This is a genomic window from Acidovorax sp. Root70 (assembly GCF_001428225.1).
Taxonomy (GTDB): domain Bacteria; phylum Pseudomonadota; class Gammaproteobacteria; order Burkholderiales; family Burkholderiaceae_C; genus Acidovorax.
On sequence record NZ_LMHQ01000027.1, the window covers coordinates 273,474 to 285,924 of the forward strand.

At 67.4% G+C, this 12,451-nt stretch carries 11 protein-coding genes; 5 read left to right on the plus strand and 6 right to left on the minus strand.

The genetic code is table 11. The features are described from left to right. Positions 1 to 14: 14 nt before the first annotated feature. Positions 15 to 1,676, minus strand: a complete 1,662-nt coding sequence (locus ASD94_RS14465; RefSeq protein ID WP_056644062.1) for an L-lactate permease — start codon at positions 1,674 to 1,676, stop codon at positions 15 to 17. A gap of 350 nt (positions 1,677 to 2,026) precedes the next feature. On the opposite strand from ASD94_RS14465, the gene ASD94_RS14470 reads away from it, so the two are divergent. From ASD94_RS14470 to ASD94_RS14485, 4 genes are all read left to right on the plus strand, one after another. Next, positions 2,027 to 3,019 (plus strand): LysR substrate-binding domain-containing protein, encoded by a 993-nt coding sequence (locus ASD94_RS14470; protein ID WP_056644178.1) that lies wholly within the window; start codon positions 2,027 to 2,029, stop codon positions 3,017 to 3,019. 188 nt (positions 3,020 to 3,207) lie between these two features. Next, the gene (tcuA, locus tag ASD94_RS14475; protein ID WP_056644064.1) at positions 3,208 to 4,674 is read left to right on the plus strand and encodes an FAD-dependent tricarballylate dehydrogenase TcuA; all 1,467 of its coding nucleotides are present in this window, start codon (positions 3,208 to 3,210) and stop codon (positions 4,672 to 4,674) included. Beyond that, on the plus strand, positions 4,661 to 5,842 hold the full coding sequence (tcuB, locus tag ASD94_RS14480) for a tricarballylate utilization 4Fe-4S protein TcuB (protein ID WP_056644066.1): 1,182 nt from the start codon (positions 4,661 to 4,663) through the stop codon (positions 5,840 to 5,842). The genes tcuA and tcuB overlap by 14 nt, the downstream gene beginning before the upstream one ends. Before the next feature lie 37 nt (positions 5,843 to 5,879). After that, positions 5,880 to 6,860 carry a tripartite tricarboxylate transporter substrate binding protein gene (locus tag ASD94_RS14485; RefSeq protein WP_056644068.1) on the plus strand — a complete coding sequence of 327 codons (981 nt, stop codon included), beginning with the start codon at positions 5,880 to 5,882 and terminating at the stop codon, positions 6,858 to 6,860. Between the two features lie 36 nt (positions 6,861 to 6,896). Here ASD94_RS14485 and ASD94_RS14490 read toward each other — a convergent pair whose 3' ends face one another. From ASD94_RS14490 to ASD94_RS14505, 4 genes are all read right to left on the minus strand, one after another. Then, positions 6,897 to 7,385 carry an NUDIX hydrolase gene (locus ASD94_RS14490; RefSeq protein ID WP_056644180.1) on the minus strand — a complete coding sequence of 163 codons (489 nt, stop codon included), beginning with the start codon at positions 7,383 to 7,385 and terminating at the stop codon, positions 6,897 to 6,899. A 35-nt stretch (positions 7,386 to 7,420) separates the two neighbouring features. After that, entirely contained in the window at positions 7,421 to 7,930 is a 510-nt protein-coding gene (locus ASD94_RS14495) for a GNAT family N-acetyltransferase (protein ID WP_056644070.1), read from the minus strand. 17 nt (positions 7,931 to 7,947) lie between these two features. Then, a complete protein-coding gene (locus ASD94_RS14500; RefSeq protein ID WP_056644072.1) occupies positions 7,948 to 8,652 on the minus strand; it encodes a riboflavin synthase in 705 nt (234 codons plus the stop codon). 77 nt (positions 8,653 to 8,729) lie between these two features. Then, positions 8,730 to 10,085: an esterase-like activity of phytase family protein gene (locus ASD94_RS14505; protein ID WP_200954236.1), complete on the minus strand. Its 1,356-nt coding sequence runs from the start codon at positions 10,083 to 10,085 to the stop codon at positions 8,730 to 8,732. Between the two features lie 195 nt (positions 10,086 to 10,280). Between ASD94_RS14505 and ASD94_RS14510 the strand changes: the two genes are divergently transcribed. Continuing rightward, entirely contained in the window at positions 10,281 to 10,532 is a 252-nt protein-coding gene (locus ASD94_RS14510; RefSeq protein ID WP_056056709.1) for a hypothetical protein, read from the plus strand. Between the two features lie 193 nt (positions 10,533 to 10,725). Here ASD94_RS14510 and ASD94_RS14515 read toward each other — a convergent pair whose 3' ends face one another. Next, complete coding sequence (locus ASD94_RS14515; protein ID WP_200954237.1) at positions 10,726 to 12,444, minus strand: FAD-dependent oxidoreductase; 1,719 nt, start codon at positions 12,442 to 12,444, stop codon at positions 10,726 to 10,728. Positions 12,445 to 12,451 lie beyond the last annotated feature (7 nt).

Sequence of the window (12,451 nt, forward strand, 5' to 3'; positions counted from 1 at the left end):
CACGCACCCAACCGCTATCGCACCACCATCGACGTGAAGGGCCATACGTAGGCCTGCAGGGTGACCAGCAGCCCGACCAAGCACGCCAGCGCGATCGAATGGAAGAAGACGAAGCGCAGGATGTCCCCTTCGTGGTTGAACCAGCGGGTGGCGGTGGAGGCCACGACGATGGACTGCGCATCGATCATCTTGCCCATCACACCGCCCGAGCTGTTGGCAGCGCCCATGAGATTGGGCGAAAGGCCCAGCTGCTCGGCAGCCACCTTCTGCATGCCACCAAACAGCACGTTGGAGGCCGTGTCGGACCCGGTCAGCGCCACACCCAGCCACCCCATCAGGGTGCCGAAGAAGGGATACAGCACACCGGTGTTCGCGAATGCCAGTCCCAGGGTGGTGTCCGTGCCCGAGTAGCGGGTGAGCGTGCCCAGCGCCAGCATGAGCACGATGGTCAGCAGCGAATAGCGCACCAGCCAGATGGTGCGGAAGAACGTGCCGACGATGGCGACCGGGCTATAGCGCATCAGCAGGGCACTGATCAGTGCAGACAGCAAGATGCCCGTGCCGGTGGCCGACAGCAGGTTCAGCGTGTAGACCGCGCCTTCCTTGGTGGGCTTGGGCACCACGGGAGGCATCTTCTCAATGAGGTTGTGCAGCCCGTCCATGGGGAAAGCCGGGGCGAAGATGCCATTGAGCGCTGCCTTGACCGATGGCAGCCCCCAGACAAACACACACACCGACAGAATCAGCCAGGGCATCCAGGCGTTGATCAGCTGGGCGCGCGAGTAGCGAACGACCGGCTGTGCAGGCTTGGCTTCGGCAGCGCTCGGGTCGTGGCCCCGCATGGAAGGCGAGGTCCAGATCTTCTTGGGCTGCCACACGCGCAGGAACGCGATCAGGCTCGCCATGGAGATGATGGCCGCAATGATGTCCACCAGCTCGGGGCCGATGTAGTTGGAGACCAGGAATTGCGGAATGGCAAACGACACACCAGCCACCAGAATGGCAGGCCAGATCTCCCACATGGCCTTGCGCCCCGCAAATGCCCAGATCAGCCAGAACGGCACCAGCACCGAGAAGAAGGGCAACTGGCGGCCGATCATGGCCGTCACTTCCATCAGGTCGTAGCCATGCACCTTGGCCAGGGTGATCACCGGCGTGCCCAGGGCACCGAACGCCACGGGGGCCGTATTGGCAATCAACGACAGACCCGAGGCCGCCAGCGGCGAGAAACCCAGCCCGATCAGGATGGCGGCAGTGACCGCCACGGGCGTGCCGAAGCCAGCGGCGCCCTCAAAGAACGCACCAAAGCAAAACGCAATCAGCAACAGCTGAATGCGGCGGTCCTCGGTGATGTTGGACAGCGAGTCCTGCAGCACCTTGAAGCTGCCGTTCTGCTCCGTGAGCTGGTGCAGAAAGATGATGTTCAACACGATCCAGCCTATCGGCAGCAGCCCCGTGAAGCCGCCATACAAAGCCGCGCGACCGGCCATGTCGGCAGGCATGCCATAGGCAAATATGGCCACCACCAGCGCTGCGACGAGCCCCATGCCCGCAGCAATGTGGGCTTTGATGTGAAAGAACCCCAGGGCGGCCAGCATGATGATCACCGGGATCGCAGCCAGTGCGGTGGACACAACCATATTGCCCGCCGGGTTGTAGATTTGTTGCCAGATCATGGCCTGTCTCCGTTCGGAAAGGGTTGAAGTGAAAAGATGCGGGCGCAGCATTCGCCTGTGCCAGCTCGCCGGCGGATTCTTCGGGAAAGCGCTTGGGGCGCTCTTGAAATGCAGTCCACCGGCGGTGCAAATAATTTCAAGTCCCCAGCTTCCACAGGGAATTGACGGGCCCCGGATGCGCGGACTGCGTGTTTACCCGGAGCAACGGCGTCAGCCTGCTGAAAGTGCTGCGTTGCGCGCGCCGCACGCAGTCGCCAACGAGTCAGGTGCGAGTGGCGGCACCGGTGTATTTGCGTTCCCGGGAGCAACGGACACGCCGGAGTACAGTGCCGCATGACCAAAAGGGCGCCATGGAACTGAGACAACTGCGCTATTTCGTGCGTGTGGTGGAGCAGGGCTCCATGAGCCGCGCTGCGCTGGACCTGGACGTGGTGCAGTCTGCGCTCAGCCAGCAGATCACCCGGCTGGAGAGCGAGCTGGCCACGCGGCTGCTGCAGCGCACGCCGCGCGGCGTCACGCCCACCGAGGCGGGGCTGGCGTTCTTTCGCGAGGCGCAGCTCACCCTGCGCCATGCCGACCAGGCCGTGCGCGCGGCGCAGCAGGCGCGGCTGTCGGGCACTGTCACCGTGGGCCTGGCGCCCACCACCTCGGGCGTGCTGGGCCTGCCGCTGATGCAGGCCATGCGCACACGCTACCCCGACGTGCGGCTGCACATGGTGGAGAGCATGTCGGGCCACCTCACGGCCATGCTGCATGCGCGCGAGCTGGACCTGGCCGTGTTGTTCGACACCCGCCTGCACCAGGCGCAGCAGGCCGCCGGCGCGCGCCGCTGGGACATGGCGCCGCTGCTGGAGGAGGACCTGTTCCTCATCTGCGCCCGTGACCGAGGGGAGGGCCCCGGCAACCCCCATGGCCGGCAGCTGCCGGAAACCATCACCGTCGCTGAGCTGGTACAGGAGCCGCTGATCCTGCCCACCGGCCCACACGGCCTGCGCAGCACGCTGGACACCGCCTTTGCCCGTGACCGCGTGGCGCCGCACGTGGTGCTGGAGGTGGACTCGCTTGCCATGGTGATGGCCGCCGTGGACGCCGGCCTGGGCTCCACCGTGCAGCCCTGGGCGGCCATGGGCCGCTACCCGGATGCGTCCGAGCGCTTTCAGTGCGCACGCCTCACCGACGCGCCCGCGCGCCGCGTCAATTTACTGTGCAGCCTGCCCGACGAAGAGCTCTCGCCCGCCGCGCTGGCAGCGCGCGTGGTGCTGACGGACTGTGTGCGCGACCTGGTGACGACTGGCCAGTGGTTTGGCACGACATGGATCGGTGGGCAGGACGCCTGCGCTTGAGCGCCCCTCAGCCATCACGATCCGTGATACCCCCATGACCTGAACCTGCTGCACAGCGGGTCTGCGTCTCCCTACAGTCGCCATCACCCCGATGAACGACACGGCGACCGCGCCAGGAGACACCCCATGGGCCCCACAACCCTTTCTTCATTCCCCCGCGCACGGCGCATGGCCTGGAGCCACCGCCCATGAGCGGCGATGCTGTGGTCGATGTGCTGGTGATCGGCGGCGGCAATGCCGCCCTGTGCGCCGCCCTGATGGCGCGCGAGGCCGGTGCCAGTGTGCTGCTGCTCGAATCGGCCCCACGCGCCTGGCGCGGCGGCAATTCGGCCCACACCCGCAACCTGCGCTGCATGCACGACGCGCCGCAGGACGTGCTGGTCGATGCCTACCCCGAAGAAGAGTTCTGGCAAGACCTGCTCAAGGTAACGGGCGGCCTCACCAACGAGCACCTGGCGCGCCTGGTGATCCGCGAGTCGAGCACCTGCCGGCCCTGGATGCGCCACCACGGCGTGCACTTTCAGCCCGCGCTGGCGGGCACGCTGCATGTGGCGCGCACCAACGCATTCTTCATGGGCGGCGGCAAGGCGCTGGTCAACGCCTACTACCGCAGCGCAGAGCAGCTGGGCGTGCAGGTGCGCTACGAAGCGCCCGTGCAGCGCATCGAGATGGATGGCCGCCGCTTCATCGCCGCGCACCTGGCGAGCGGCGAGCGCATTGCCGCCAAGAGCTGCGTGCTGGCCGCCGGCGGGTTTGAATCGAACCGCGAATGGCTGCGCGAAGCCTGGGGCCAGAACGAACGCGGCGAGTGGCCGGCCGACAACTTCCTGATCCGCGGCACGGCCTACAACAAGGGCGTGCTGCTCAAGCACCTGCTCGACGACCACGGCGCCGACCGCATCGGCGACCCCACGCAGGCCCACATGGTGGCCATCGACGCACGTGCGCCGCTGTACGACGGCGGCATCTGCACGCGCATCGACTGCGTGTCGCTGGGCGTGGTGGTCAACCGTAACGGCGAGCGCTTCTACGACGAGGGCGAGGACTTCTGGCCCAAGCGCTATGCCATCTGGGGCCGCCTAGTGGCGCAGCAGCCGGGGCAGATCGGCTACTCCATCATCGACAGCAAGGCCATCGGCCGCTTCATGCCGCCCGTGTTCCCGGGCGTGAAGGCCGATACGCTGCCCGAGCTGGCGCAAAAGCTCGGCCTGCCCGTGGACACGTTCACCGGCACGCTCGATGCCTACAACGCCGCCTGCCGCGTGGGCCAGTTTGACCACACCACGCTGGACGACTGCCACACCGAAGGCGTGGCACCCGCCAAGACGCACTGGGCGCGGCCCATCGACACCGGGCCGTTCTACGGCTATGCGCTCAAGCCCGGCGTCACCTTCACCTACCTGGGCCTGCACACCGACGACACGGCTGCCGTGCGCTTCAACGACCAGCCCAGCCCCAACCTGTTTGTGGCGGGCGAAATGATGGCCGGCAATGTGCTGGGCAAGGGCTACACCGCCGGCGTGGGCATGAGCATTGGCACCGCGTTTGGCCGCATTGCGGGCACGCAGGCAGCTTTAGCCTCCAAACGGCCAGTAGCGCTAGTTGCACATGCCTCAAACGCTACAAAACAAGGAGCAAATCATGCAAACGCTTGAGGCCCTGACGCGCAACGCCCGGGCGCTGGCGAACGGCGACATCGTGCTGTCTGCGCCCGAAACCGAAGTGGCGCGCCAGCTGCAGATCTGCAACGCCTGCCGCTACTGCGAAGGCTTTTGCGCCGTGTTCCCGGCCATGACGCGGCGGCTGGAGTTCGGCAAGGCCGACATCCACTTCATCGCCAACCTGTGCCACAACTGCGGCGCCTGCCTGCATGCCTGCCAGTACGCGCCACCGCACGAGTTTGCGGTGAACATTCCACAGGCCATGGCCCAGGTGCGCGGCCAGACCTATGCCGACTACGCCTGGCCACCCGCACTGGGCCAGCTCTACCAGCGCAACGGCCTCACGTTGGCGCTGGCGCTGGTGGCAGGGCTCACGCTGTTCCTGCTGCTGGCCGTGGGGCTGCACGGGCAAGGCCTGGCGGCGCTGTGGATGGCCCCCGTGGGCGGCTTCTATGGAATCTTTCCGCACAACCTGCTGGTGGGCTTGTTCGCACCCGTGTTCCTGTTTGCCGTGCTGGCGCTGGGCTTGGGCGTGCGCCGCTTCTGGCGCGACGTGACGCCCGCGACAAGCGGTGCGCCGCTGAGCGCCCCCGCCACCGCCGAGGCCACCGATGCCGTGCTGCGCCTCAAGTACCTGGACGGCGGCCACGGCGATGGCTGCCACAACGAGGACGATGCCTACACCCTGTCGCGCCGGCGCATGCACCACCTCACGTTCTACGGGTTCATGCTCTGCTTCGCCGCCACCAGCGTGGCCACGCTGTACCACTACCTGCTGGCCTTGCCCGCACCGTACGACTTGCCCAGCCTGCCCAAGCTGCTGGGCGGTGCGGGCGGCATCAGCCTGACCGTAGGCACCGCAGGCCTGTGGCGGCTGAACCTGCGCCGCCACCCACAACATGGCGACGCCGCGCAAAAGCCCATGGACCGCGCCTTCATCGCCCTGCTGTTCCTCACCGCCACCAGCGGCCTGGCCTTGTGGGCCGCGCGCGGCACCGCCGCCTTGCCGCTGCTGCTGTGCCTGCACCTGGGCGCGGTGATGGCACTGTTTGCCACCATGCCCTACGGCAAGTTTGCGCACGGCATCTTCCGCACCGCTTCGCTTCTGCGCCACGCGGTGGAGAAGCGCCAGCCCAACCCCATCGGCCTCGGTTCCGATTGATCCCCGCACCCCACCACCCACGATGAAGGAGACCCCCATGAAAAAACGCACCCTCTTGATGAGCGCGCTGGCACTCGCCACCGCTGCCGCGACGCTGTCTGGCGCAGCCCACGCGCAGGATTTCCCGCCCAAAAAGCCCGTCACGCTGGTCGTGGGCTTTGCCGCAGGCGGCGCGGCGGATGCGGCGGCGCGCCTCATCGCCAAGAAGCTGGGCGAGAACATCGGTCAGTCGGTGGTGGTGGACAACAAGGGCGGTGCGGGCGGCAACATTGCCCACCAGTTCGTGGCCAATGCGCCCGCAGATGGCTCGGTGCTGCTGCTCGGGTCCGTGGGGCCGCTGACCATTGCGCCGCACCTGATGAAGGTGAACTACGACCCCTTCAAGGACCTGACCGCGGTGTCGGGGGGCGTGAACTTTCCGAACGTGTTGGTGGTGCACAAGGGTGCGGGCGTGAAGACGCTGGCCGAGTTTGTGCAGCTGTCCAAGAAGAAGCCCGGCAGCGTGGACTTTGCCTCCACCGGCGCGGGCTCGGCATCGCACCTGGCGGGCGAATTGTTCAACCAGCGCGCAGGCATCGACATGACCCACGTGCCCTACAAGGGCGGCGCTCCCGCGCTGCAAGACCTGCTGGGCGAGCGCGTGACCTCGTACTTTGCCGCGCCGCCCACCGCGCTACCGCACATCGAGGCCGGCAAGCTCATCCCCCTGGCAACCACCGGCCTCACACGGCCCTCGTACATGCCCAACATCCCCACCGTGGCCGAGGCGGGCTACCCGGGGTTTGAAGCGCTCAACTGGTACGCCTTCGTGGCCCCCGGCAAGACGCCTGCGCCGCTGCTGGACCGCTGGAACCAGGAGATCGTGAAGGTGCTGAACGACCCGGGCGTGAAGGAGGCACTGAACAAGCACGGCCTCACGCCGCAGCCCACCACACGCGCCGAGCTGACGGCCTTCATGAAGAAGGAATCGACCCAGTGGGCCACCATCATCAAGGAACGCAAGCTGACGGCGGACTGAGGCCACAAGACCTCGCGTCGCCCAGCCCGCGCAGAGCTATTGCGCAGCGGGCTCGGTGACCGAAATATCGGTGTGCACCAGCGTCAGCGGAAAACGCTGGCCCGCCAGGTAGTCCTCCAAGCAGCGCAGCAGCAGCGGGCTGCGGTGCCGTTCAGGGCAGGCGCGGATCTCGTCGACCGTGAGCCACAGAGTACGCACGATGCCGGTGTCGAGCGTGCGCCAGTCATGGTGCGTGCCCAGCTTGCCCGCGAACGCAAAACGCAGGTAGGTGGTGTCGTCGCCCGTGCGCGTCTTGGTGAAGCGGTTGAGGTACACGCCGATCAGCGCGGTGGGCTCGAAGTCGTGGGCGGTTTCTTCCAGCACCTCGCGCGCGCAGGCCTGGATGGGCGACTCGCCCGGGTCCAGGTGGCCGGCGGGGTTGTTGAGCTTGAGGCCGTCGGTGGTTTCTTCCTCGACCAGCAGAAAGCGGCCATCGCGCTCGATGAGGGCGGCCACGGTGACGTTGGGTTTCCAGCGATGGGGCATGGCGGGCATTATGACGAGGGCAGGTGACAGTGGGCCTACACAAGCTGCAGCGCTCGCGCCATGTATACGGCGCCGTCGCCGTAGCTGGCCAGGCGGGCCTGCTGGGTGGCGTCCTGCAAGGGGTGCAGCGCATAGCCCTGCCGCTGCCAGTAGGCCTGCGAGCCCTGCACCGAGACCAGCGCGCTGTGCCGCAGCCCTTCTGCGCAGGCCTGCGCCCACAGGGGCTGCAGCAGCGCGTGGGCCAGACCTTGCCCCGCATGGGCGGGCAGCACGGCCATGTCGTGCAGGTACAGCGTGTCGGGCTGGGCGGTGGCTTCAAAGTCGCCATGCAGCGGGGTGACCTTGCCGCGCACGCTGCGGTAGGCTGCCAGGTAGGCACACACCGCGCCGCCCTGCTCCAGCACCAGCGAGCAATTGGCGGGACTGGCGAGGCGGCGGGCAAACACATCGCCGCTCTCCACAAACCCTTCGCCATAACAGGCCAGTTGCACGGCCAGCAGGTCGGCCAGATCGCTCAGCGCCAGCGGGCGCACCACCACGGACATGGGAGAACTTCGCTGGGTCAGTGCGGCAGCACCGGGGCCTGCACAAAGTCGTCGAGCGACAGACCCTTTTCCTTCAACAACGCCTCCAGCACGGGCTGCAGGCGGCCCAGGCTCTCCTGCACGGCCTCGCGCACGGTGTCCACCACCACCTGGGTGCTGCGCTCGATCTCGATGTTCAGGCGGTCACCCACCTTCTTGTGCTCAAACACCGTGGCGCGGCGGGTCTCGGGGATCATCCAGATCTCGAACCAGCCCTCTTGCCGGTTTACCTCGGCCACCGTGAGGCTGGCGCCGTGGATGGCGATGTAGCCCTTGGCGAATACATAGCGGCGAAACGCCTCGGGCACGGCCACGCGCCACACCAGGTTGTTGTCGAACTCGCGGCGCTCGATGAGCGTGCCGGTGAAGTCCACATGGCCCGACAGCGGGTGGCCGCCGATCTCGGCGCCGTCCTTGGCCGCGCGCTCCACGTTCACACGGTCGCCCTGCGCGTAGCTGCCCAGCGTGGTGATGTTCAGGCTCTGCAGCATCACGTCGAAGTTGGCCTGCGTGGGCGACAGGATCTCGGTGACCGTGAGGCACACGCCATCGGTGGCCACGCTGGCGCCAATGGCCAGGTCCTGGCAAAAGCCCTCGGGAAAATCGAGCGTGAACGTGCGCAGCCCTGCGCGGTCGTGGATGGCGGCAATGCCTGCCGTGGCTTGGACGATGCCTGTGAACATGGTGGCGCGGCTTGTGGAGCGTTGGAAGGGGAACCGGGAATTTTGCCACCCGGCCCCCACCGCGCGCTGGTGCCGGGTTACTTGGCCCGGAGCAACTCGCCCACTTCCAGCAGCACCAACTCGTTGTCATCCGCCTTGTTCGGATCGCGGCTGCTGCTGAAGGGCAGGTTGTTGTCGTTGCCCACCACGATGTGCGTGCCGTCCACGATGTCCACGTTCTCGATGGTGAAGAACGGGAAGGTGAGCACGCCGTTATTCAGCGGCTTCTTGGCCAGGCGCTGCGGGTCCTGGATGTTCATGAGGTCGATGTAGCCCACCTTGCGGATCTCGCCGCCCACGTTGGCGTCGCTCAGCTCGACTTTGTAGATGCGCTTGAACTTGGCCAAGTCGTGGAAGCAGTCCGTGCGCTTCTGGCCTTCGGCGCAGGCTTTGTCGGCCGTGCCTTCGCCGTTGTCGCGCTCGATGATCAAACCGGTCGTGTTGTCGATCATGTTGAAGTCGCCAATGGCGTGGTGGTTGGCCTCCAGCACGTACTTCCAGTGGCGGCCGGTCCATTGCTCGGTCTTCACGTCAAATTCGAGCACGCGCAGGTACTGCTTGCCGCCGACGTTTTCATAGGCCTTGGTGCTGTCGTTCCACAGCGCGCCTTCGAGCAGCGCGTAGAGCTTGCTGCCGTCCTTGCTGGAAGCCATGCCTTCGTAGCCCTTGGAGCGCTTGACTTCAAAGGGCGTGGGTTTGGCGTCGGGTGCGCCGGGCATGAGCACGCCGGGCGCGTCGGGCGAGCGCACGACCTTGCCGTCCACCTGCGTCTCGAACACGGCCAGCACCTTGCCGTTCAGGTCGGCCTTGATCAAGAAGGGGCCAAACTCTTCGCCGATCCACAGCGCGCCACCGGCGAACTGGAAGCTCTCGGGGTCGAAGTCGGCGCCGGTCAGGTAGCGCTTGTCGGTGCCTTCGTGGGTGATGCGGAAGGGGATCTTCTTGTCGGGGTCGTGCAGGAAGATGGTCTTGAGGCGGTTGAACTGGCCGCTCTTGAAGTCTACGGTGTAGTGGCTCAGGTGCAGCATGAAGTCGGGCGAGTTGGCCTTGGAGCCGGCGCCGTTGTCGGTGAGGATCCAGAACGATCCGTCGGCCATGCGCTTGATGCCCGAGTGGCCCTGAAGGGGTTGGCCCTGGAAGGGCAGCGACACGCCCGTGTCGCGGCCGCCCGACTGGCCCATCACGCTGCCCACGGCGTCCACGCGGCGGGGGGTGGTGAACTTGCCAGCCACCTGCAGGTCTTGCGGCGCGTCCTTGGGCGCGGCAATCACGGTGAGGGCGGGCAGCACGGCGTGGCCGGCCAGGGTGGCCGGGTAGGCCCGCTGGGCGATGGCGGGGGTGGCGGCGGCGCACAGCAGCGCTGCGCAGGCGGCAATCAGGGACAGTCGGGACATGGTGGTCAAGGTGAAGAGGGCCAAAACCGTGAACAATGCCGCCGCCCTGTGACACCGCCATGAAAGGCGGTTCTCCAACGCCCCCAACCTGGCAACGCCGAATCAGTCACACACCAGGGACCTTGCCAGGGACCTTTTACCGCTGGCAGGAGTCACACCCGCCTCACCCCACCCGCACAGCCTGCGCACCCCGCCATGGAAACCCTCTCTGCATTGCAATCCCTCGGCCTGGAGCTGCCCAGCCCGGCCTACATCGTGGGGGCCATCCTGTTTGGCCTGATCGGTATGGCGGCGTACTGGCACGGCAAGCGTGCGCAGCAGCCGCGCACCCGCTGGTGGGGCGTGGCGTTGATGTTCTATCCCTATGTCGTCTCGGCCACCTGGCTGCTGTATGCCGTGGGCGTTGCGCTGTGCCTGGGGATGTGGTGGGACGGGCAGCGCGGCTAGGGACCCTCTGCACGAATCACCGCGCCGTGTGCATCTGCGGTCTCGGGCGGTCTGCGGCGTTGCAAATACTCGCAATAGCTTCAGCTATTGCTGCGTTTTGCGCCTTGTAGCCCATCCCGATCCGCAGTGCCCACTTACCGCTCGATTCGTGCAGAGGATCCCCAGGGGCCGCCCGTACGAATCGCCGCAGGCATCAACCGGCGGCGGCCACCAGCCCCGCGCCGTGCCCACGCGTGAAGGCCTCTTCAAACACCGAATACCCCGACCAGTCGGCATGCGCAAACGCCAGCCGTGCGGTGGTGGGCGTGGGCAACCAGGCGGCACGCTCACCATTTGATAGCACCTTGGGCATGAAAGACCTGCGCTCCAGGCCGATTTGACTCAAAAACTGCTGCAAACTCGGTGTGGGGATGGACATGGCGTGCCCGTAGCGGGTGATGTCCACGCGCGTGGCGCGCTGGCGCAGGTCTGGGTGCGGCACGGCCAGGGCGGCCAGGGCGGCGTCGGCCCAGTGCTGCCAGGGCTGGGTGGCCAACTGCTGGCGGCCGTCCGCCCGGTCGCCCAGTGCCTGGTAGTAGGTAAGCACGGTGGGCCCGGCCAGCGTGGCGCGGGTGTCCAGGCGCTGGTGGCCGGCGTTCACATAGCCCAGGCCGCCCGCCGTAGGGTCGGCGTACAGGACGTTGTCCCAGGCCGGCGCAGCGCCGGGGCGGTCGGTGAGCGGGCTTTGGATGTGGATGTTGGCCACCAGCCAGGGCGCCCACGACAGGCGCTGGGCCGCCCCGGTGAGGAAGGCGGGCGGGTTCTGCACCACACGCGCCGCCACGAAGACGGGCAGCGCCACGATGCAGCGTGGCGCCTGCCAGCGCTCCACGCTGTCGGTGGCGTGGTTGAACGCATCTACCTCCACGCCGTGGCGGCCTTCGGTGATGCGCAGCACACTGGTGCCAGTGCGCAGCTGGCCGCCGCCGTTGGCCGTGTTGGCCAGCGGCTCGGCCAGGCGCCGGGTGATCCAGCCATTGCCCTCGGGCCAGGTGAGTACGCTCTCGCGGGCTTCGTCCACAGCCTCGCCGGGCGCGTGAAAACCGTGGCGGCTGGCAAAGTAGTGGATGCCCGCCCAGGCCGAGACGCGGTCGGCCCCGGCGCCGTAGTCGTCGCGGCAGCAGTAGTCCAGGTACCAGCGCAGGTGGGCATCGTCCAGCCCTTCCTGCGCCAGCCAGGCAGCAAACGTCACCGCATCCAGTGCCTGCTGGCTGGGTGCCAGCGGGCGCTTGGCGGTCCACAGCTTGAGTGCGGGCATGGCAAACCGCGCGGCCTTCGACTCACGCTCCACCGCCTGCGCAAAGCGGCGGTACTGCGCCAGCGTGGCCTCGCCCACGCCCTGCACGGGCAGCAGGCCCTCCTGCCACTCGCCCTCGAAGTACAGGCGCTCCTGCGGGCTGTGGCACAGGTGGCGTTCGTCGTACTGCCAGCGCCCGGCCACGCGCTGGCGCAGGCCCAGTTCTTCCAGCAGGTCCTGCACCTCGCGCGCGTCGCCGCCGGGCACGGGCAGGTAGTGCGCGCCCTGCGGGCAGGCCAGGCCGTTGACGGCGGTGCCCCGGCTGTTGCCGCCTGCGGTGTCTTCCAGTTCCAGCAGCGCAAAGTCCTGCACGCCCGCCGTGCGCAACGCGCGCGCAGCGGCCAGCCCCGCCACACCACCGCCCGCGATGATGATCTGCGCGCGCCGCACCACGGCGGGCTCGGGCCAGGTGCCACGCGCCAGCCACTCGCGCAGCTGGTGGCCGCGCGCCATGTCGATGCCGGTGAAGCCGCCTTCCAGCGGCGGCATGGCGCGGTCGCACCCGCCCAGCGCCGCCGTGGCCAGGGCGGCAGCGCCCGCCACAAACTGGCGGCGCTGCAAGGTCCAGGGGGTCATGCGGTCA

What these genes read in the sequence shown, in the direction of transcription:
- ASD94_RS14500 (WP_056644072.1), bottom strand. Translation starts at nt 8,652, where the DNA reads ATGTTCACAGGCATCGTCCAAGCCACGGCAGGCATTGCCGCCATCCAC.
- ASD94_RS14515 (WP_200954237.1), bottom strand. Translation starts at nt 12,444, where the DNA reads ATGACCCCCTGGACCTTGCAGCGCCGCCAGTTTGTGGCGGGCGCTGCC.
- ASD94_RS14505 (WP_200954236.1), bottom strand. Translation starts at nt 10,085, where the DNA reads ATGTCCCGACTGTCCCTGATTGCCGCCTGCGCAGCGCTGCTGTGCGCC.
- tcuB (WP_056644066.1), top strand. Translation starts at nt 4,661, where the DNA reads ATGCAAACGCTTGAGGCCCTGACGCGCAACGCCCGGGCGCTGGCGAAC.
- ASD94_RS14495 (WP_056644070.1), bottom strand. Translation starts at nt 7,930, where the DNA reads ATGTCCGTGGTGGTGCGCCCGCTGGCGCTGAGCGATCTGGCCGACCTG.
- ASD94_RS14470 (WP_056644178.1), top strand. Translation starts at nt 2,027, where the DNA reads ATGGAACTGAGACAACTGCGCTATTTCGTGCGTGTGGTGGAGCAGGGC.
- tcuA (WP_056644064.1), top strand. Translation starts at nt 3,208, where the DNA reads ATGAGCGGCGATGCTGTGGTCGATGTGCTGGTGATCGGCGGCGGCAAT.
- ASD94_RS14465 (WP_056644062.1), bottom strand. Translation starts at nt 1,676, where the DNA reads ATGATCTGGCAACAAATCTACAACCCGGCGGGCAATATGGTTGTGTCC.
- ASD94_RS14510 (WP_056056709.1), top strand. Translation starts at nt 10,281, where the DNA reads ATGGAAACCCTCTCTGCATTGCAATCCCTCGGCCTGGAGCTGCCCAGC.
- ASD94_RS14490 (WP_056644180.1), bottom strand. Translation starts at nt 7,385, where the DNA reads ATGCCCCATCGCTGGAAACCCAACGTCACCGTGGCCGCCCTCATCGAG.
- ASD94_RS14485 (WP_056644068.1), top strand. Translation starts at nt 5,880, where the DNA reads ATGAAAAAACGCACCCTCTTGATGAGCGCGCTGGCACTCGCCACCGCT.